Annotated in this window: 17 protein-coding genes; 6 read left to right on the top strand and 11 right to left on the bottom strand. The window is 69.6% G+C overall.

The genetic code is table 11. From position 1 onward, the window contains the following. Nucleotides 1–34 precede the first annotated feature (34 nt). The 7 genes from ACT89H_RS01670 to ACT89H_RS01700 all read right to left on the bottom strand — a co-directional run bounded on the left by ACT89H_RS01670 (nucleotide 35) and on the right by ACT89H_RS01700 (nucleotide 6,369). Nucleotides 35–1,201: a glutathionylspermidine synthase family protein gene (locus ACT89H_RS01670; protein ID WP_445106675.1), complete on the bottom strand. Its 1,167-nt coding sequence runs from the start codon at nucleotides 1,199–1,201 to the stop codon at nucleotides 35–37. Further along, nucleotides 1,202–2,017 carry a hypothetical protein gene (locus ACT89H_RS01675; RefSeq protein WP_445106676.1) on the bottom strand — a complete coding sequence of 272 codons (816 nt, stop codon included), beginning with the start codon at nucleotides 2,015–2,017 and terminating at the stop codon, nucleotides 1,202–1,204. A 31-nt stretch (nucleotides 2,018–2,048) separates the two neighbouring features. Beyond that, nucleotides 2,049–2,327 carry an acylphosphatase gene (locus tag ACT89H_RS01680; RefSeq protein ID WP_445106677.1) on the bottom strand — a complete coding sequence of 93 codons (279 nt, stop codon included), beginning with the start codon at nucleotides 2,325–2,327 and terminating at the stop codon, nucleotides 2,049–2,051. Continuing rightward, complete coding sequence (locus tag ACT89H_RS01685) at nucleotides 2,327–2,794, bottom strand: OsmC family protein (protein ID WP_445106678.1); 468 nt, start codon at nucleotides 2,792–2,794, stop codon at nucleotides 2,327–2,329. The genes ACT89H_RS01680 and ACT89H_RS01685 overlap by 1 nt, the downstream gene beginning before the upstream one ends. Before the next feature lie 94 nt (nucleotides 2,795–2,888). Then, nucleotides 2,889–3,593, bottom strand: a complete 705-nt coding sequence (locus tag ACT89H_RS01690; protein ID WP_445106679.1) for a response regulator — start codon at nucleotides 3,591–3,593, stop codon at nucleotides 2,889–2,891. Nucleotides 3,594–3,624: 31 nt separating this feature from the next. Continuing rightward, the gene (locus ACT89H_RS01695; RefSeq protein WP_445106680.1) at nucleotides 3,625–6,171 is read right to left on the bottom strand and encodes an ATP-binding protein; all 2,547 of its coding nucleotides are present in this window, start codon (nucleotides 6,169–6,171) and stop codon (nucleotides 3,625–3,627) included. Between the two features lie 72 nt (nucleotides 6,172–6,243). Continuing rightward, the gene (locus tag ACT89H_RS01700; RefSeq protein WP_445107364.1) at nucleotides 6,244–6,369 is read right to left on the bottom strand and encodes a hypothetical protein; all 126 of its coding nucleotides are present in this window, start codon (nucleotides 6,367–6,369) and stop codon (nucleotides 6,244–6,246) included. Here ACT89H_RS01700 and kdpF point away from each other — a divergent pair. From kdpF to ACT89H_RS01720, 4 genes are read left to right on the top strand one after another with little or no spacing between them, the layout of a single operon-like run. Continuing rightward, the gene (kdpF, locus tag ACT89H_RS01705; protein WP_445106681.1) at nucleotides 6,320–6,835 is read left to right on the top strand and encodes a K(+)-transporting ATPase subunit F; all 516 of its coding nucleotides are present in this window, start codon (nucleotides 6,320–6,322) and stop codon (nucleotides 6,833–6,835) included. The two genes, ACT89H_RS01700 and kdpF, sit on opposite strands and share 50 nt — an antisense overlap. Beyond that, nucleotides 6,836–8,506, top strand: coding sequence for a potassium-transporting ATPase subunit KdpA (gene kdpA, locus ACT89H_RS01710; RefSeq protein WP_445106682.1), 1,671 nt, complete (start codon nucleotides 6,836–6,838; stop codon nucleotides 8,504–8,506). Nucleotide 8,507: 1 nt separating this feature from the next. Beyond that, the gene (kdpB, locus tag ACT89H_RS01715) at nucleotides 8,508–10,661 is read left to right on the top strand and encodes a potassium-transporting ATPase subunit KdpB (RefSeq protein ID WP_445106683.1); all 2,154 of its coding nucleotides are present in this window, start codon (nucleotides 8,508–8,510) and stop codon (nucleotides 10,659–10,661) included. Between the two features lies 1 nt (nucleotide 10,662). Further along, on the top strand, nucleotides 10,663–11,532 hold the full coding sequence (locus ACT89H_RS01720; RefSeq protein ID WP_445106684.1) for a potassium-transporting ATPase subunit C: 870 nt from the start codon (nucleotides 10,663–10,665) through the stop codon (nucleotides 11,530–11,532). A gap of 53 nt (nucleotides 11,533–11,585) precedes the next feature. On the opposite strand, the gene ACT89H_RS01725 is transcribed toward ACT89H_RS01720, so the two are convergent. Together ACT89H_RS01725 and ACT89H_RS01730 are read right to left on the bottom strand one after the other, a co-directional pair. Then, on the bottom strand, nucleotides 11,586–12,215 hold the full coding sequence (locus tag ACT89H_RS01725) for an MBL fold metallo-hydrolase (RefSeq protein WP_445107327.1): 630 nt from the start codon (nucleotides 12,213–12,215) through the stop codon (nucleotides 11,586–11,588). After that, nucleotides 12,209–13,294 carry an S-(hydroxymethyl)mycothiol dehydrogenase gene (locus ACT89H_RS01730; protein ID WP_445106685.1) on the bottom strand — a complete coding sequence of 362 codons (1,086 nt, stop codon included), beginning with the start codon at nucleotides 13,292–13,294 and terminating at the stop codon, nucleotides 12,209–12,211. The genes ACT89H_RS01725 and ACT89H_RS01730 overlap by 7 nt, the downstream gene beginning before the upstream one ends. A gap of 223 nt (nucleotides 13,295–13,517) precedes the next feature. Between ACT89H_RS01730 and ACT89H_RS01735 the strand changes: the two genes are divergently transcribed. After that, on the top strand, nucleotides 13,518–13,943 hold the full coding sequence (locus tag ACT89H_RS01735) for a DUF1707 SHOCT-like domain-containing protein (RefSeq protein ID WP_445106686.1): 426 nt from the start codon (nucleotides 13,518–13,520) through the stop codon (nucleotides 13,941–13,943). Nucleotides 13,944–13,968: 25 nt separating this feature from the next. On the opposite strand, the gene ACT89H_RS01740 is transcribed toward ACT89H_RS01735, so the two are convergent. Beyond that, a complete protein-coding gene (locus ACT89H_RS01740) occupies nucleotides 13,969–15,210 on the bottom strand; it encodes a hypothetical protein (protein WP_445106687.1) in 1,242 nt (413 codons plus the stop codon). 365 nt (nucleotides 15,211–15,575) lie between these two features. On the opposite strand from ACT89H_RS01740, the gene smc reads away from it, so the two are divergent. Continuing rightward, a complete protein-coding gene (gene smc, locus ACT89H_RS01745; protein ID WP_445106688.1) occupies nucleotides 15,576–19,196 on the top strand; it encodes a chromosome segregation protein SMC in 3,621 nt (1,206 codons plus the stop codon). 335 nt (nucleotides 19,197–19,531) lie between these two features. On the opposite strand, the gene ACT89H_RS01750 is transcribed toward smc, so the two are convergent. After that, nucleotides 19,532–19,921 carry a DUF2237 family protein gene (locus ACT89H_RS01750; RefSeq protein ID WP_019048221.1) on the bottom strand — a complete coding sequence of 130 codons (390 nt, stop codon included), beginning with the start codon at nucleotides 19,919–19,921 and terminating at the stop codon, nucleotides 19,532–19,534. Between the last annotated feature and the right edge of the window lie 143 nt (nucleotides 19,922–20,064).

Raw genomic sequence — 20,064 nt, forward strand, 5'->3', positions numbered from 1 at the left:
GGCCGAGATGGTTCGTGCTTGACGGTGACGAAGCTCAGTCGGTGGCGATGCGATGCGGGACGAAGGCGGAGCCGTCGTCGGTGATCAGTCCCGCCGTCTCGCGGATGCCCAACCCCGCCGCGGCGTCGCCGACGATCCACGCGCCGAGCACCGGGCGCATGTCGTCGAATTCCGGTAGCGGGTCGAGCAGTTGGTACACGTAGCCTTCCTCGCCGTAGACGCCGCCGGTCGCGGTCTCCAGCCCGGCGCCGACGATCGTCATGTTGGCGCCCTCGCGGCCCAGCTTCGGTTTGCGGATGTACTCGGTGAGCTCGTTGGGCTGGTCGAGGTAGGCGGGCAGCAGATTCGGGTGGCCCGGGTACATCTCCCACAGCACCGCCAGGATCGCCTTGTTGCTCAGCAGCGTCTTCCACAGCGGTTCGATCCACATGGTCTCCGGCAGGCTGTCCACGACGCGTTTGCCGAAATCGTCGTCGAGCACCCATTCCCAGGGGTAGAGCTTGAAGACCGCCTCCATCGGCGCCTCCGCCAGGTCCACGAAACGCTCCAGCTCGGAATCGAATCCGATCTCCTCGATCGGCAGCGCGATGGTGTCGAATCCGGCCTCTGCCGCGGTCTCCTGCAGGTAGGCGGTGGTGACGTTGTCCTCACCGGTGGCATCCGCGCCCGACCAGCTGAAGTGCAGTTGGGACGTGGGCAGGACGTCACGCAACTCACCCCACCGCTCGACCAGCTTCTCGTGCAACGAGTTCCACTGGTCGCCGCCGGGGTAGCGGTCGGTCAGCCAATGCCATTGCACGATCGCCGCCTCCAGCAGCGAGGTCGGCGTGTCGGCGTTGTACTCCAGCAGTTTCGCCGGACGCCGTGCGTCGTAGCGCAGGTCGAAGCGCCCGTACACGTGTGGATCCGAGCGCCGCCAGGATTCGGCGATCGGGCCCCAGCTCCACTCGGGCAGGCCGAAATCGGCGTACCGCTCGGTGAGCACGATGTGCTCCACCGCGTTCAGGCACATCGAGTGCAGGAGTTCGACATCGGCCTCCAAGGCGAGGATCTCCGACATCTCGAACTCGTAATGCACCGACTCGTCCCAGTACGGCCGCGGCTGACCGCTCGCATCCCGCCCCGGGGCACCGTAGACCAGGCCCTGGCTCTCGACGATCTGCTGCCACCCCGGCCGGGGCGTGTCGCGCACGCGCCGCATCTATGATCCTCCACCGGTGCTCTTGCTGCCCAGGCCGCCGCGCTGGATGGTGGTGCCGCTCTTGGTCTTGATCTCGGCGCCCTTCGGTTTGATTGTGGTACCGCCGGTCGGCGGGGTGCCGATCGTGCCGGTGCCGCCGTAGTAGTACCGGTACTGCGGCCCGCCGCCGAGGATGATCAAACCGGGATTGAGGCCGGTGTCGCTGATGAAGCCGGGACGGCCGTCACCGCAGTAGGAGTCGTCGACCACGATCTCTTGGCCGTTGTCGGTCTTGACGCACTGAGCCGTGACCCGGTCCGGGGCGGCCAGGGCGCGATAGGCCAGATAGCCGCCGCCGACCAGGGCGGCGACGCCGACGATGGCGACCCCGCCGATCATGACGCGCTTGCGGGTGCGTTTCTTGGCCTCCTCGGCCGCGGCGGCCGCGTGCTGCGCTTCCTCGGCGCGCTTGCGGGCCTTGTCGCGCGCCCGTGCCTCGGCCACCGTGGGCGGGCGGGGTTGCGTCACGCCCGCTTCTTGGCGCTGGATGCTGCCGCGGCGCGGCGGGGGTGCGGCGGGCGGTCGATCCCGGCCAGGACCGCTCGTGCCGTCGGACGGCACCGAAGTAGGTGTGGACCAGTCGGTCTCGGGCTGATCGGCGGCGCCCGACACGGACGTGGGAGTCGACCGGTCGACGCCACCGGAGCCGGGCGTCGACCAGTCGGGTTCGTCGCCGGGCACCGGGGCCGGTGGTTGCTCGTCCTCTGCCGGGCGTCGCGGCCCGGGCGGCCGCTCGGGCTCGTTCCGGCGCTCGTCCCCCGGATCTCGCGTGCTCATCGCTGCGTCCCCCTCGTCGCCCGAACCACCACTACCGCTCCTCGAAACCGGTCAAATCACCCCGCGCGGGCTCCCAGCTTTCCACAACCAACCTGACCTGACCAGGTGCGTCCCCGGAACGCAAGAGGGCGAGCAACCGCTCGCAAGCCGGTCGCCGCCCTTCGGCGACCACATGCACGCGGCCGTCCCTGGCGTTGGTCGCGTGCCCGACCAAACCCAGTTCCAGCGCGCGCGACCGGGTCCACCAGCGAAAACCGACCCCCTGGACCAGCCCGTGCACCCAGGCGCTCAACCGAACGGCCTCGTCCATCAGGCCTCGATGTCGAACGACAGCGTCACCTTCGATCCCGCCTTCAATGTCCGCCCCACGGTGCAGACCTTGTCGATCGCACGCTGCACGGTGACCAGCAACCGTTCGCGGGCCTGCTCGTCGAGTTCGCTGAGGTCGAGTTCGAACACTTCGTCCAGCTGCGGGTAGACCTCGTTCTCCCGGTCGGCGTCGCCGGAGACGCGAATCGTCGCGTCGAAGTTGTCCCCGAGTTTGCGCGACAGCGGGAAGTCGGCGCTCAGACCGGAGCAGGCGGCCAGCGCGATCTTCAGCAGCTCGCCGGGGGTGAACACACCGGGGACGCCCTGTGAACCGATCAGGACTTCGGCGCCGCGGGAGCTGCGGCCGGTGTATGCCCTGGGGCCGGTGCGCTCGACCCACAATGTCGTGGGCTCCGGCGCGCTCGGCGCCGCGGTGGCGGTGACGGGTGTAGCGGTCTGTTCAGCCATGGGTTCGATCCTGCCATTGTCGTCGCGATCAGCTCGCGGCCCTGGCAACACCGCGCCGGCGCGAGCCATTCCGCGCGGGCACCGGGCGCCGGGATTACTCCTGGAACCGGTAACCCATGCCCGCTTCGGTGAGCAGGTGCTTGGGACGCGACGGATCGTCCTCCAGTTTGCGGCGCAATTGCGCCAGATAAACGCGCAGATAGTGGGTCTCGGTGGCGTAGGACGGGCCCCACACTTCCCGCAGCAGCTCCCGGCGCCCGACCAGCTTGCCTCGGTTGCGCACCAGCATCTCGAGCATGCCCCACTCGGTAGGGGTCAGGTGGACGGTCTCGCCGCGCTTGGTGACCTTCTTCGCGGCCAGGTCGACGGTGAACGAGTCGGTGGTCACCACCGGCGCCGACGCGTCGGGGTCGGTGGCGCCGCGCCGGACCGCGGCGCGCAACCGGGCCAGCAGTTCATCCATGCCGAACGGTTTGGTGACGTAATCGTCGGCGCCCGCGTCCAGCGCTTCCACCTTGTCGGCGGAGTCGGTTCGCGCCGACAGCACGATCACCGGTGCCGAGCTCCAGCCGCGCAATCCGGCGAGCACCTCGATGCCGTCCATGTCGGGCAGGCCGAGATCGAGGATCACGACGTCCGGATGCCGATCGGCGGCCGCGCGCAGGGCGGCGCTGCCGGTCGCGGCGGTGATCACCTCGTAGCCGCGGACCGAGAGATTGATCCGCAACGCGCGCACGATCTGCGGTTCGTCGTCGACCACGAGCACCTTGGTCGCCACCGCATCGGGCGTCTTCGTCACAACCGCAGCCTCCTGTGTCATCACCGGCGCCTCACTCACCCGCGCTCGTCGTCTCATGTGCCACGGCACCGCCCGTGCCGTTCGCGTCCGTCGGCTCGTCGCCGGGCAGGTCGACCAGCATGGTCAATCCTCCACCGGGTGTCGGCTCGGCGTGCACGGTGCCGCCCATCGCTTCGACGAACCCGCGCACCACCGACAGGCCGAGCCCGACGCCGGTGGTGTTGTCCCGGTCGCCCAAGCGCTGGAACGGTTCGAACAATTGCTCCTCGGTGCCGTGCGGCACGCCGGGGCCGGTGTCGACGACCGCGATCGAGACGCGGTCGCGCGCGCGTTCCGCGGTGACCCGGATCGTGCCCGCGCGTGGGGCGTGCCGCAGCGCGTTGTCGAGCAGGTTGGCCAGCACCCGTTCCAGCAGGCCGCTGTCGGCGCGCACCGAGACGTCGCCGACCTCGACCCGGACCCGGTCCATCGCCGCGCGCCGCAGCCCGCGCGCACCCATTCCGACGCTCACCAGCGCCCGGTGCACCGCCTCGTCCAGGTAGACCCGCCGCAGCTGCGGCGTGACCACGCCGACCGCGAGCCGGGAGGAGTCGAGCAGATTGCCGACCAGCGCGGTGAGCTGATCCACCGATTCCTCGATCGTCTCCAGGAGTTCGGCGGTGTCCTCCGCGGAGAACTCGATGTCGTCGCTGCGCAGGCTGGACACCGCCGCTTTGGCGCCGGCCAGCGGGGTGCGCAGATCGTGACTGACCGCCGACAGCAACGCCCGCCGCAGCCGATCGGCCTCCAGCAGGGCCGCGGCGGCGCTGGCCTCTTCGGCCAGACGGGCCTGCCGGACCAGAGCGACGGCCTGGTTGGTGACCGCGTTGAGCACCGGACGGTCGGCGGCGGCCAGCGGGCGACCGGCCAGCAGCAGCCAGTGGCGGGCATCTCCCGCTTCCACCACGGTGTCCGCGTCGGAGGGCTGCCGCGGCGGGTCGGCACCCACTTGGGCGAGCACCTGGTCGCGCGACACCAGGCCGACCGCGCGCTGCGCGAAGACCTCTCTGATCTGTTCGAGCAGCCGGGGCAGGTCCGCGCCGTGCAGGATCGCGCCGGAGAACATGGTCAGCAGTTCGGCTTGCCGGGAGGCCTTGCGCGCCTGGGCGGTTCGCTTCGCGGCCAGATCGACCAGCGCCGCCACCGCGACCGCGACGATGAGCAGCACCACCACGGTGATGAAGCTGTTCGGCTCGGCGATGGTCAGGCTGTAGCGCGGTGGCGCGAAGAACCAGTTCAGCAACAGACCGGACAACAGCGCCGAGAAGGACGCGGGCACGACGCCGCCGAGCAGTGCCACCGCGACCACGCCGACCACGAACACAGCGCTGATCGCGCCGAGATCCAGCACCTCGTCGAGGTAGGCGGCGCTGATGGCGCAGACCAGGCCGGGCACCAGAACGGCGGCGAGCCACGCGGCCACGGGGCGGCGCGGGTGCAGCGCCGCGTACCGGAATCCGCGGTGCGCCTCCTCGTGTGTCACCATGTGCACGTCGATCTTGCCGGAGCGCTGCACCACCGTGGAGCCGATGCCTTCATCGAACATGCGCGCCCAGCGCGAGCGGCGGGAGGTGCCGAGCACGAGCTGGGTGGCGTTCGCCTCGCGGGCGAACTCGAGCAGCGCGGTGGGCACGTCCTCCCCGGTGACGGTGTGCAGCGAGGCGCCCAGACTGGCCGCCAGCTCACGCAGCCGGGCCAGCCGTTCGGTGGAGACCCCGGCCAGGCCGTCGCCGCGCACCACGTGCACGACCACCAGATCGGCGCTGGATTTGGTGGCGATCCGGCTGGCCCGGCGCACGATCGTCTCCGATTCCGGGCCGCCGGTCACCGCCACCACGACGCGCTCCCTGGCCTCCCACAGTTCGGTGATCTGGTGGTCGGCCCGGTATTTCGCCAGCGCGGCGTCGACCTGGTCGGCCAGCCACAGCAGCGCCAGTTCGCGCAGCGCGGTCAGGTTCCCCGCGCGGAAATAGTTCCGCAGCGCCGCGTCGATCTTCTCGGCGGCGTACACGTTGCCGTGGGAAAGCCTGCGCCGCAACGCTTCCGGGGTGATGTCGACCAGCTCCACCTGATCTGCCCCGCGCACCACGGCGTCGGGCACGGTCTCGCGCTGCTGGATGCCGGTGATCTGCTCGACGACGTCGTTGAGGCTTTCCAGATGCTGCACGTTGACCGTGGAGATCACGTCGATCCCCGCGTCGAGCAGCTCCGTCACGTCCTGCCAGCGCTTCTCGTGCTTGCTGCCGGGTGTGTTGGTGTGCGCGAGCTCGTCCACCAGCACCACCGCGGGCGCGCGGCGCAACACCGCCTCGACGTCGAGTTCGGGGAACGTGCTGCCGCGATACTCGATCAGCTTCGGCGGTACGCGCTCGATGCCCTCGAGCAGTTTCGCGGTCTTCTCCCTGCCGTGCGTTTCGACCACCGCGGCCACCACGTCGCGACCGCGCTCCAGTCGCCGGTGCGCCTCGCCGAGCATGGCGTAGGTCTTGCCGACTCCCGGCGCGGCGCCCAGGTAGATGCGCAGCTGACCGCGTTTCACGCCTTCATCATCGCGCGTCGCGCCGCTCCTGCCGAGCACCCCTCGATGGTCCCGGCGCGCTGCGATCCCATGTCACCACCACGCATCATCGGTCTCGACGACGACCGGTAGGGGCGTCGGTGCCTGCTCCCGAGCTGCGAGCGCGCGGATGATCAGCGCGCAGCAGACGAAGGCGACGACAACGATCATTGCCGACATTGCGATCCTCTCTTGGCCTCCCGCCTGGACGGCACCGGTCGCGCTGCGATCGCCCGGTCCGGCAGGCTCTCCCACTTCTACCGCTGTCAGACGGGTGGACCTCGATTTTTACGGTGTGTTGACGGTCCGTCCGCGTTCCTTGACGCCATACTTGCGGGCGTCGCGTGACCGTCAACGAACCGCAAATGCCGAGTACCGGGGCGTCAAGAAGTCGTCAGGAAATGGTCCGACGCACCGGCGGGGCGCTTCACTCGCTCTGTCGCGCCGAAGCCCGGCGCGCGGATGGAGGTTGTCGAGCTATGTCGGTCGTGGTGTTCACCGCGCTCACCGTGGCGGCGTTCGCGCTGCTCGGGCTGGTTCAGCGCGGAGTGGAGAAGTTGTGACCGCGAATCTGATCGGTCTGGTTCTCGCCGTCGGCGTCGCGGTCTATCTGGTCGCGGCGCTGCTGTTTCCGGAGAGGTTCTGAGTGAGCACGACGACCGCGGGGATCGCCTTCGTGGCCTCCCTGATCCTGGCCCTCGCGCTGGTGCACGTGCCGCTGGGCGATTACATGTACCGGGTATACGACCGACGAGAGCATTCGCGCGTCGAACGTCTCATCTATCGCGCGATCGGGGCCCACCCCGAAGTCGAGCAACCCTGGCCCGTTTACGCGCGCAGTGTGCTGGCCTTCTCGGCGGTCAGCATTCTGTTCTTGTTCGTCTTCCAGCTTGTACAGGGCACGTTGCCGCTGCACCTGAACGATCCGGGCACCGCGATGACGCCCGCGCTGGCCTGGAACACCGCGGTCAGTTTCGTGACGAACACGAACTGGCAGAACTACTCCGGCGAATCCACCCAGGGGCACCTGGTGCAGATGGCCGGCCTCGCCGTGCAGAACTTCGTTTCCGCGGCGGTGGGCATGGCGGTGGCCGTGGCGCTGGTGCGCGGGTTCGCACGCAAGCACACCGGGGATCTCGGCAATTTCTGGGTCGACCTGGTGCGCGGCACGCTGCGCATCCTGCTGCCGATCGCGTTCGTCTTCGCGGTGGTGCTGGTGGCGGGCGGCGTGATCCAGAACTTCCACCTGCACGACCAAGTGGCGCAGACGCCGGCCGGCGCCCTACAGACGATTACCGGCGGCCCGGTCGCCGGCCAAGAGGCGATCAAGGAACTCGGCACCAACGGCGGCGGCTTCTACAACGCCAACTCCGCGCATCCGTTCGAGAACCCGACCCCCTGGACCAACTGGGTGGAGATCTTCCTGCTGCTGGTGATCAGCTTCTCGCTGCCGCGCACCTTCGGTCGGATGGTGGGCAGCCGCAAGCAGGGCTACGCGATCGTCGCGGTGATGGGGACGATCGCACTGCTCAGCGTCACCGTGACCAACCTGCTCCAGCTCCAGCACCACGGCACGGTGCCCACCGCGATCGGCTCCTCGATGGAAGGTGTGGAGCAGCGCTTCGGCGTGGCGAATTCGGCCACTTTCGCCGGTGCGACCACGCTGACCTCCACCGGCGCGGTCGATTCGTTCCACGACTCCTACACCAGCCTCGGTGGCCTGATGACGATGTTCAACATGCAGCTGGGCGAAGTCGCGCCGGGCGGCACCGGGTCGGGGCTGTACGGCATGTTGATCCTGGCGGTGATCACGGTGTTCGTCGCCGGGTTGATGGTCGGGCGCACTCCGGAGTACCTGGGCAAGAAGATCACGCCGCGCGAGATCAAACTCGCCGCGTCGTACTTCCTGATCAGCCCGCTTATCGTGCTGGTGGGCACCGCCGCGGCGATGGCGATGCCGGGGCAGCGCGCGAGCATGCTGAACTCCGGGCCGCACGGTCTGTCGGAGGTGCTGTACGCGTTCACCTCCGCCGCCAACAACAACGGCTCGGCCTTCGCCGGCCTGACCGGCAACACCGAGTGGTACAACACCGCTTTGGGCCTGGCCATGCTCTTCGGCCGTTTCCTGCCGATCATCTTCGTGCTCGCGCTGGCCGGTTCGCTCGCGCGCCAGGGCACCACTCCCGCGTCGATCGGCACGCTGCCGACGCACCGGCCGCAGTTCGTCGGCATGGTCGTCGGTGTGACGGTGATCCTGGTCGCGCTCACCTTCCTGCCCGCGCTGGCGCTCGGGCCGCTCGCCGAAGGAATCCACTGACATGTCCAGTCCCGCTATCGAAAAAGTCTCGGAGCAGGCCGAGTCCGAGCGGCCGCGGCGGGGCAACAGCGTCCGCAGCGGGGTGCTCGACCCTAAGATGCTGCTGACCTCGTTGCCGGACGCGGTGCGCAAGCTCGATCCGCGCACCCTGTGGCGCAACCCCGTGATGCTGATCGTCGAACTGGGCGCGGTGTGGTCGACTGTGCTCGCGCTGATGGACCCGACGTTCTTCGCCTGGGCGATCGTCGGGTGGCTGTGGCTCACGGTGATCTTCGCGAACCTGGCCGAGGCCGTCGCGGAGGGCCGCGGCAAAGCGCAGGCCGACACACTGCGCAAGGCGAAGACCGACACCGTCGCGCGGCGACTGGTCGAGTGGTCGCCGGGTGCGCGGGTGGTCGAGGAACGGGTCGCCGCTGCGGAACTGCGCCGCGGCGAGCACGTGGTGGTCGAGGCCGGGCAGGTCATCCCGGGCGACGGCGACGTCGTGGAAGGCATCGCCTCGGTGGACGAGTCGGCCATCACCGGCGAATCCGCGCCGGTGATCCGCGAATCCGGCGGCGACCGCTCGGCGGTGACCGGCGGTACCACCGTGCTGTCGGACCGGATCGTCGTGCGCATCACCCAGGAGCCGGGACAGAGCTTCATCGACAAGATGATCGCCCTGGTAGAAGGTGCGAGCAGGCAGAAGACCCCCAACGAGATCGCGTTGAACATCCTGCTGGCGGCGCTGACGATCATCTTCGTCTTCGCGGTCGTCACGCTGCAACCGATGGCGATCTTCAGCAAGTCGAACAATCCTGGCGTGCCGGACACCTCGGCGCTGGACGCGCACGGCGTCACCGGCATTGTGCTGGTCTCGTTGCTGGTGTGCCTGATTCCGACGACCATCGGCGCGCTGTTGTCGGCGATCGGCATCGCGGGCATGGACCGCCTGGTGCAGCGCAATGTGCTCGCCATGTCCGGCCGGGCCGTCGAGGCCGCCGGAGACGTGAACACCTTGCTGCTGGACAAGACCGGCACCATCACCCTCGGCAACCGCCAGGCGGCCGACTTCGTCCCGGTGCCCGGGGTGACCGAGGAGGAGTTGGCCGACGCCGCACAGCTTTCCAGCCTGGCCGACGAGACCCCCGAGGGCCGCTCCATCGTGGTCTACGCCAAGCAGGCCTACGGTCTGCGGGAGCGGACGCCGGGCGAACTGAGCCGCGCGCGGTGGGTGGAGTTCTCCGCGCAGACCCGGATGTCCGGCGTCGACGTCGAGCGTCGTCAGCTGCGTAAGGGCGCGGCGAGCGCGGTGACCGAATGGGTGCGATCCCAGGGCGGTTCGGTGCCCGTCGAACTCGGCGCGACCGTAGACGGCATCTCCGCCGCGGGCGGTACGCCGCTGGTCGTCGGCCAGGTCGACGGCGACGGCGCCCGCGTGCTCGGCGTGATCCACCTCAAGGACGTGGTGAAGCAGGGCATGCGCGAGCGGTTCGACGAGATGCGCAGCATGGGCATCCGCACGGTGATGATCACCGGTGACAACCCGCTGACGGCCAAGGCGATCGCGGACGAGGCGGGAGTCGACGACTTCCTCGCCGAGGCGACGCCGGAGGACAAACTGGCGCTGATCAAGCGAGAGCAGGACGGCGGACGACTGGTCGCGATGACCGGCGACGGCACCAACGACGCGCCCGCGCTGGCGCAGGCCGACGTGGGTGTGGCGATGAACACCGGTACCTCGGCCGCCAAAGAGGCGGGCAACATGGTCGATCTGGATTCCGATCCGACCAAGTTGATCGAGATCGTCGAGATCGGCAAGCAACTGCTCATCACGCGCGGGGCGTTGACGACCTTCTCCATCGCCAACGACATCGCCAAGTACTTCGCGATCATTCCCGCGCTGTTCGTGACGCTGTTTCCCGGCCTGGACCTGCTCAACGTGATGCGGTTGTCCAGCCCGCAGTCGGCGATCCTGTCCGCGGTGATCTTCAACGCCCTCGTCATCGTGGCGCTGATCCCGCTGGCGTTGCGCGGCGTGCGCTACCGGCCGTCGAACGCGTCGAAGTTGCTCAGCCGCAATCTGACCGTCTACGGGCTCGGCGGCATCATCGCGCCGTTCCTCGGCATCAAACTCATCGACCTCGTGGTCCAGTTCCTCCCCGGGATGTCCTGACATGCGCCTTTCAACCTGGATCCGGCAGCATCTCGCCGCCCTGCGCGCGTTGCTCGCGCTCACGGCGATCACCGGAATCGTCTATCCGCTGGCGGTTTTCGCGGTGGCCCAGTTACCCGGCCTGCACGAGAAAGCGGACGGGTCGTTGGCCGACGCGGACGGAAAGATCGTGGGCTCCAGCCTGATCGGGCAAGCGTTCACCGGATCCGACGGTGCGGCCCTGGCGCAGTACTTCCAGAGCCGCCCCTCGGCATCCGGTGACGGCTACGACCCGATGTCCACCGCCGCGAGCAATCTCGGACCGGAGGACATCGTCGACACCCCGGCGCGCGCGAGCCTGCTCACCACGGTCTGCGCGCGCAGCAAGACGGTCGGCGACCGCGAGGGGGTCGACGGCAGCCGCCCGTTCTGCACGAAAGATGGTGTCGGCGCGGTGCTCTCGGTGATCGGACCGCGTGACCGCGATGGGGACGTTTCGCATCCTGTGCGGGTCGTCAGCGTCAACGAGGTATGTCCGGCAGCGCCGTTCGTCGCCGCCTACCGCGGCGTCCGGGTCGAATGCGCCGAACCGGGACAGGACTACTCCGCTGGACGCATCGTCCCGATCCAGGGCGACGCGCCCGCCGACCCGGCGGTGCCCGCCGATGCCGTCACCGCGAGCGGGAGCGGGCTCGATCCGAACATTTCTCCGCAGTACGCGGCCATCCAGGTGGCGCGGGTCGCGAAGGCGCGCGGAATCTCCGAGCAGCAGGTACGTGTCGTAGTGGACGAGCACACCCGTGGCCGGACGCTGGGCTTCCTCGGCCAGGCGCGGGTCGACGTCCTCGGAGTGAATCTGGATCTGGATCGCCGGTACCCCTACCACGGTTGATTCGCGCGCTGCGGCCACGGGCGGTGTCGTGGGCCGCCCGCGGCCGCGGACTGTCAGTGGCCGCGGGCGATCCAATCGGCGAGGAAGGGTTTCTCCGCGCCGATCGTGGTGGAATCGCCGTGCCCGGTATGGACTGCGGTCTCCTCCGGGAGCGTCAGGAGGCGTTCGCGGATCGACTCGATGATCGTGCCGAAATCGGAGAACGAGCGCCCGGTCGCGCCCGGTCCGCCCGCGAACAGCGTGTCACCGGTGAACACCGCCGTGGCCGCGGGCAGATGCAGCGCGACCGATCCGGGGGAGTGGCCGGGGGTGTGCAGTACCTGGATTTCGGTGCCTGCCACCGGGATCCGATCGCCGTCCGCGAGCGGCCGGTAACCCGCGTCCGGATGGGTCATGCGCCACAGCGGCTCGTCGCCGGGGTGCAACAGGGTCGGTGCGTTCAGTCGCTCGGCCAGTTCGGGGGCGACCGTCACATGATCGTTGTGTCCGTGGGTGCACACGATCGCGCGAACAGTGCGCCCGGCGACTGCCGCGACGATCGGGTCGGCGTCGTGGGCGGCATCGATGACGACCACGTCGTCGTCGCCGCCGACGAGCCAGATGTTGTTGTCCACCGCCCAGGTGCCCCCGTCCAGGCAGAACTCGCCGGAAGTGACGACGCGGTCGATGCGGAGGGTCACCAGACCACCACCGAACGCAGCACGTCGCCGGCGTGCATCTTGGCGAAAGCCTGCTCGACCTGGTCGATCCCGATCCGTTCGGAGACGAACCGGTCCAGCGGCAGCCGTCCCTGGCGGTAGAGGTCGATCAGGGTGGGGAAGTCGCGTTCCGGCAGACAGTCGCCGTACCAGGCGGATTTCAGCGCGCCGCCGCGGGAGAAGAAGTCCAGCAGCGGCATTTCCAGGGTCATCTCCGGGGTCGGCACGCCGACGAGGACCACCGTGCCCGCCAGGTCGCGACCGTAGAAGGCCTGTTTCCAGGTCTCCGGCCGTCCGACCGCGTCGATGACCACGTCCGCGCCCCAGCCGTCGGTGTACTCCTGGATCTTCTCGACCACGTCCTCGGTGGTCGCGTCGATCGTGTGGGTGGCGCCGAAATCTTTGGCCCACTGTAATTTCTGGGCGTCGCGGTCCACCGCGATGATGGTGCGCGCGCCCGCCAGCCCGGCCCCGGCGATGGCCGCGTCCCCGACGCCGCCACAGCCGATCACCGCGACGGTGTCACCGATCGAGACGTTGCCGGTGTGTATCGCCGCGCCGATGCCGGCCATCACGCCGCAGCCGAGCAGACCCGCCACCGCCGGGTCGGCGGCCTGATCGACCTTCGTGCACTGGCCTTCGTGCACCAAGGTCTTGTCGACGAACGCGCCGATGCCGAGGGCGGGAGTCAGCTCGGTACCGTCTGCGAGCGTCATCTTCTTGCTCGCGTTCCGACTGTCGAAGCAGTACCAGGGTTTGCCGCGCTTGCACGCCCGGCACTCGCCGCAGACCGCGCGCCAATTGAGGATCACGTAGTCACCCTCGGCCACGTGGGTGACCGCGGCGCCGACGGCTTCCACCACGCCCGCCGCCTCGTGGCCGAGCAGGAACGGGAAGTCGTCGGTGATGCCGCCTTCGCGATAGTGCAGGTCGGTGTGGCAGACTCCGCAGGCCTGCACCCGCACCACCACGTCGTGCGGGCCCGGATCGGGGATCACCACCTCGACGATTTCGACCGGTGCGCCTTTGCTGCGGGCCACGATTCCGCGGACGGTTTCCGACACCTGTGCCTCCTGAGCGAGTTCTCGGCCCGCGGATCCGGACGTCGATGGAGCCGCGGGGGTGAACACCTGTCTATACAGTTGTTCTCGATTCGAACCCTACCGCCGGATCGCCCGGAGTCTCGAGTTTCCAGCGCGAGTCGCCGTGGGGGTTGACATTCCACTTTGGAGTCTTAGGCTTGTATATATTCCACTATGGAGGATTGAACCGTCGATAGGACCAGGCATGGACATCTCCACCGGCACCCGCGCCTCGAATGCCGAACGCGACGCCGTGGTGCGCCTGCTCGGCAGGCATATGGCGGACGGGCGGATCGATCTGCCCGAGTACGACCAGCGCGTCGCCCAGGTGTACGCCACCATCGACCGGGAGGACCTGCGCGCGGTGTTGTCCGACCTGCCCGAGTTGGCCGAGAACGCGGGCGCACCGGCTTCCGCGCGCCCGCGCATCCCGATCTGGCAGCGCATCGAGGGCAGTGCCTGGCTCGCCGTGAGCGTGCTCGTGCTCGTCATCTGGGGCGCGATCTCGCTGGGCGTCGGCGCCTTGACCTACTTCTGGCCGATCTGGGTGATCGCCCCGTGGGGCGCGGTCCTGGCGTTCCGCATGGTGGCCGGCTTCGAGAACGGCCGATTCACCTACCGCGCGAACTGAGCTCCGCCGCGTTTCGCCGTCGTAGTCATCGCGGCCGTCCCGGGGCGTGGCGCGTGACGCGCTCGTCGTCGCTGTGCCGACGTCTCGGCAGATCGGGACGGCCGGGGGTGGGGCGCGGGTCAGCCGCGTCGGTGCGAGGTAACCGATCGCCGCGCCGGCCGGGTTCGGGCTCGTCGCGGTGGCGGCGCGACTGCGTGGGCGAGCCGTAGCCGTCGGAGGAGCGGTTCGGTTGTCCGGCGGGCCCGGGCTTGTCGCCGTGAGCCCGTCGATCGGCATCGGCGCGCCGGGACGGCGGTGCTGAGTCGGCTCCGCGCTGGCGGCTCTTCTCGTTGGCGAGCGACTCGCGAGAATATGTCGCGGCTGGGGTTTCGCGGCGGGGCTCATTCCGGGCGCGCTCGTCCGCTCCAACCGCGGCGCGTGCGGTCCCCGCACTGGGTTCGGCGCGCGGCGGTTCCCGGTGGGATCTGCTCGCGCGGGGCGGCTGCGGCGGATGCTCCGGCGGGAGTGCGGGAAGTTTCCGGGTGTCCTGCGTGGCGCTGACGCCCTTCTCCTGGTATGTCGCGGGGATGTCGTGAGCGCGCAACCACGCGCCGGGGTCGTGGCGGGCCGTGGCTTCCAGCCACGGAAGAGTGTCCTCGAGCAGATCGAGCAGGTCGCCGGGCCCGTCGCCGAGCACGCCGCGGATAGCGGGAAAGGCGTCCGGAGTGAACGTCCACTTCCATTCGAGCCGCGCAGCACCGTAGCTGCGACCGTGCAGGACGAGGTCGCCGGAGCGCGACATCTTGGCCCGCACCGTTCGCGCGCCGGATTCGATGACGAGTTCACCCCTCTCGGTGCGGGTGATCTGCTCGGTCTCGTCGTGGTCGCCGAGTTCGCCGGGGTCGGGTGGGTCGTCCTGCAACTGAGCCATGGGCGCCGACCGCGCGCCGATGCCGATGCGTCCGGCTCGCTCGCCCCCGCCGTACGCCGGGGCGGCGGATCGCCCGGCTCGACCGGGAGAATTCCCGGGAACGGGAATGTCGGCCTCCTCGGCATCGTCCCACGGCGGGTCCGCGTCCTCCAGCGCCCGTAGCTTGATCTCGAACCAGGCCGCGACCAGGGCGGCCGCACCGAAAGCGGCCGCGAAGGCCACCTCCACCCGCACATCGCCCAGCAGCGCGCTCTCGCTGCGTTCGCAGGCGTGCAGGAACAGCAGGCTGCCGAGTATCAGCCCCGCGATCCGGGCAAGGCGAAACCGGGTACTTGTCCCTGGTGAAGGGGCAGACATCGTGGTGCGCTCCCGAACGTTGCGCCGGCGAATCAGAGGGATCGTATGTGGCCGGAGGGTGTGGCGTCAGTGCCGGTCGTCTCGGCAAACCTCGAGCACAGCGAAATGCGCGCGAACCGGCGGCGAGTCGATAACCTACGGATAGCGCAGAACCACCACTCGGCCGCGCCCGGCGTCGCGCCCCGGAAACTGCCGGCACGCGACGGATACCATGACAGGTCGCCGGATGCGCTGCCCGACGCGAACCGCCGACCGGGCAGAACGCCGACCGGGCAGAACCGCCGACCCGGCAGAACCGCCCACCCGGCAGAACCGCCCACCCGGCAGAACCGCCGACCCGGCAGAACACGGAAAGGTCGTCGAACTTGCACCTGAAGAGCCTGACGCTGAAGGGCTTCAAATCCTTCGCGTCCGCGACGACGTTGCGATTGGAACCGGGCATCACGTGTGTGGTCGGTCCGAACGGCTCGGGCAAATCGAACGTCGTCGACGCGCTCACCTGGGTGATGGGCGAGCAGGGTGCGAAAGCGCTGCGCGGCGGCAAGATGCAGGACGTGATTTTCGCGGGCACGGCGGGCCGCGCCCCGCTCGGCCGCGCCGAGGTCACGCTGACGATCGACAATTCCGATGGCGCGTTGCCGATCGACTACGCCGAGGTGTCCATCACCCGGCGGATGTTCCGTGACGGTGCGGGCGAATACGAGATCAACGGCAACTCCTGCCGCCTGATGGACGTGCAGGAACTGCTCAGCGATTCCGGCATCGGCCGCGAGATGCACGTCATCGTGGGGCAGGGCCAGCTGTCGGCCATCCTGGAGTCGCGCCCGGAGGACCGCCGCGCGTTCGTCGAGGAGGCCGCCGGTGTGCTCAAACACCGTAAACGCAAGGAGAAGGCGGTCCGCAAGCTCGAGGCCATGCAGGCCAACCTGGCCCGGCTGACCGACCTCACCACTGAACTGCGCCGCCAGCTCAAACCGCTGGGCAGGCAGGCCGAGGTGGCGCGCAGGGCCCAGACCGTGCAGGCCGACCTGCGCGACGCCCGGCTGCGGCTGGCCGCCGACGATCTGGTCACCCGGCGCGAAGAGCTGGCCAGCCAGCAGAACAAGGAAGCGTACGCACGCGAGCAGCAGATCACCGTGCACTCCGAACTGGACGCCGCGAACGCGGCGCTGGCACAGCAGGAATTCCAGCTGTCCCGGTTGACGCCGAGCGCCGAGGCCGCCGCACAGCTGTGGTTCCAGCTCTCCGCGCTCGCCGAGCGAGTCAACGCGACCATCCGCATCGCGGGCGACCGGGCACGGCACCTCGACGCCGCCGCTCCGGTCAGCACCGGCCGCGATCCCGAGCAGCTCGACGCCGAAGCCGACCGGGTCGAAGCCGAGGAGGCCGAGCTGCGCGAAGCGGTGGAGATGGCCGCGGAGACCTTGGAAGCGGCCCGAGACCAGCTGGCCGAACGCGAACACGCCGCCAAGGCCGCCGAGCAGGCGCACCTGGCCGCCGTGCGGGCGATCGCCGACCGGCGCGAGGGAGTGGCCCGGTTGTCCGGCAAGGTGGACACCCTGCGGGCCAGGGCGCAGTCGGTGGACGCGGAGATCGCGCGCCTGTCGGTCGCCATCGCCGACGCCCGCCACCGCGGCGAGGCCGCCCAAGCCGAATTCGACTTGGTGCAAGCCGAACTCGCCGAACTCGACGCGGGCGAGGCCGGTCTGGACGCGCAGCACGAGCACGCGGTGCAGGCCCTCGAACTGGCCGATCAGCGGGTCACCGAACTGCGTGAACAGGACCGCGACGCGAGCAAGCGGGTCGCATCGCTCGACGCGCGCATCGAGGCACTCGGAATGAATCTGGCGCGCCGGGACGGTGTCGCCTGGCTGGTCGAGCACCGCGAACAGGGATTGCTCGGCCCCCTGTCGGCGCTGCTGCGCGTGCACGGCGGCTTCGAGGCCGCGGTCGCCGCCGCGCTCGGCCCGCTGGCCGACGCCGTCGCCGCCGATACCGGCGAGTCCGCGCACGCCGCGATCCAGGCCCTCAAGGACGCCGACGGTGGCCGCGCCGCCGTCGTCTTCGGCGCCGAGCACACCGATCGGCCGCAGCCCGGCGCGTTGCCCGACGGCGCCCGCTGGCTGGTCGACGTGGTGGAATGCCCGGACACGGTGCGCAGCGCGATCGCGGCGCTCACCGCGGGGATCGCCGTGGCCGACGATCTGCCCGCCGCGCGCGCGCTCGTCGCGGCGCGGCCCGAGCTGCGCGTGGTCACCCGCGACGGCGACCTGGCCGGAAACGGCTGGCTGCTGGGCGGTTCCGATCGCGCGCCCAGTCAGTTGGAGATCCAGGCCGACATCGATACCGCCCGGGCGGACCTGGTCGCGGCGCAGCGGCGTGCCGAGGAACTCGAGGCCGCGCTGTCCGGCGCGCTCGAGGAGCAGGCCGATCGCAAGGACGCGGTCGACCAGGCGCTGCTCGCCCTGCACGAATCCGATCAGGCGCTGGTCGCGATCTATGAGCGGCTGGGCAGGCTCGGCCACACCGCCCGCACCGCGCACGCGGAGAACGAACGGCTGGTCGGCCAGCGCGACGACGCGGAGACGAGCCGGGAAGAGGCGCTCGCCGCGCTTGCCGAATTGGAAGACCGCCTGCGCCATGCGGAACTCGAACAGGCCGCGGTCGACGCCGACGGCGCGGGCGCGGCGGGCACCGAGGCCGCCGGCCGGGCGCGGGAGGAGGCGGCGTCCGCGTTGGCCGAGGCGCGGGCGATGGAGGTCGAGGCCAGGCTCGCCGTGCGCACCGCCGAGGAGCGTGCGGAATCTGTTCGCGGGAAGGCGGATTCGCTTCGCCGCGCCGCCCGCGCCGAGCGGGAGAACCGCGCCCGCGCCGAACGCGCGCGAGCCGCGCGCAGACAGGCGGCCGAGGTGGCCGCCGCCGTGGCCGAATCCGGTGCGAAGATCGCCGCCGAACTCGAGCGGGTGGTGGCCGAGGCGGGCGCTCGCCGGGACGAGCTGGTGCGCAAGCGCTCGGAGTGCGCCGCGCAGGTGGAGCAGGTCAAGGAACGGGTGCGTGCGCTCACCGCGCAACTGTCCCAGCTCACCGACGCCGTGCACCGGGACGAGGTGGCGAAGGCCCAGGCGACGCTGCGCATCGAGCAATTGGAGGCGACCATCGCCGAGCAGTTCGGTATCGCGCTGGACGACCTGATCGCCGAATACGGTCCGGACGTGCCGCTGCCGCCCTCGGCGCTGGAGATGCACGAGTACGAGCAGGCCAAGGAGCGCGGCGAGCAGGTGAGCGAACCCGCGCCGATGCCCTACGACCGGCAGACCCAGGAGCGTCGCGCCAAGCGCGCGGAAAAGGACCTCGCCACCCTCGGCAAGGTGAATCCCTTGGCACTGGAGGAATTCGCGGCGCTGGAGGAGCGCTACAACTTCCTGGCCACGCAGCTCGAGGACGTCAAGAGCGCGCGCAAGGATCTCCTCGACGTGGTCGCCGAGGTCGATGCCCGCATCCTCCAGGTGTTCACCGAGGCCTACGCCGACGTGGAGCGCGAGTTCGTCGAGGTGTTCGCGAAACTGTTCCCCGGCGGCGAGGGCAGGCTACTGCTCACCGACCCGTCGGACATGCTCACCACCGGCATCGAGGTGGAGGCCCGCCCGCCGGGCAAGAAGGTCAAGCGGCTGTCGCTACTGTCCGGTGGGGAGAAGTCGCTGACCGCGGTCGCGTTACTGGTGGCCATCTTCCGCGCCCGGCCGTCACCGTTCTACGTGATGGACGAGGTCGAGGCCGCGCTGGACGACACCAACCTGCGCCGCCTGATCGGCCTGTTCGAACAGTTGCGGGAGAAGAGCCAGCTGATCGTCATCACCCACCAGAAGCCGACGATGGAGATCGCCGACGCGCTCTACGGCGTCAGCATGCGCGGTGACGGCATCACCCAGGTGATCTCCCAGCGGCTGCGCGGAGAGAACCTGGCCCCGGTCGGCGCGGCGGGCTGAACCGCCGGCCGGTCAGCCGCGGTGTGAGCGGGTGACGGTGCCGTCGCGCAGCCGAGCAGCCGCGGAGGTCGGCCGCTCGGACAGCCGTTGCGATCCAATGACTTCGGAAGGCGCGGGGCGTGGACCGGACCGCCACGATCGTGGTGCACGCGGGGACGGCCGATGATGACGAAACGGAAGAAAGCGTATCGCCGACGGGCGCGGGCGGCGCGCTGAGCCGAATGGCGCATTTGTGCCATTCGGTTCTCTCCTGCGCCACGGACCGATCGGACACCGGCCCGCGACGCCTATGCGCCACTGGTCCACGCAGCGGGCCGAACAGAGTTACCGGATGCTCAGAGCAGGTCGCTGACGTCGTCGGGCACGTCGACGGCGTACTTGCGCAGGATGTCCATCGAGATCACTTCCAGGGCGTTTTCGTGCGTGGCGGCCAGCACCACGGGCGCGGCGACGCCGTCCTCGTGCGCGTGCAGCCACCGCACGGCGACCACGCACCATCGGTCGCCCGGCTGTAAACCGGGGAAATTGTTCTCCGGGCGCGGCGTACTCAGATCGTTTCCGATGGACGCTTGATGCTCCAGGAATTCTGCCGTGACGACGGTGCACACGGTGTGGCTGCCCAGATCCTCCGGCCCGGTACTGCAGCAGCCGTCCCGGTAGAAGCCGGTGAGAGGATCGGTGCCGCACTCTTCCAGCGGCCCCCCAAGCACGTTTCGATCGGTCACGTCGCCGATCCTATTGTCCCTTCGCGAGAAGTTCCGCAGGACAAGAAATCTGGCGGGCTGTGTCGGTGCCCACCCGTGCCCGCCCACGGCCGGTACCTGCGATGTTCGCCGAGTTTGCGACGCAGGCCCGGTCGCGCGACTCG

The sequence above is a fragment of the Nocardia aegles genome, assembly GCF_052545135.1.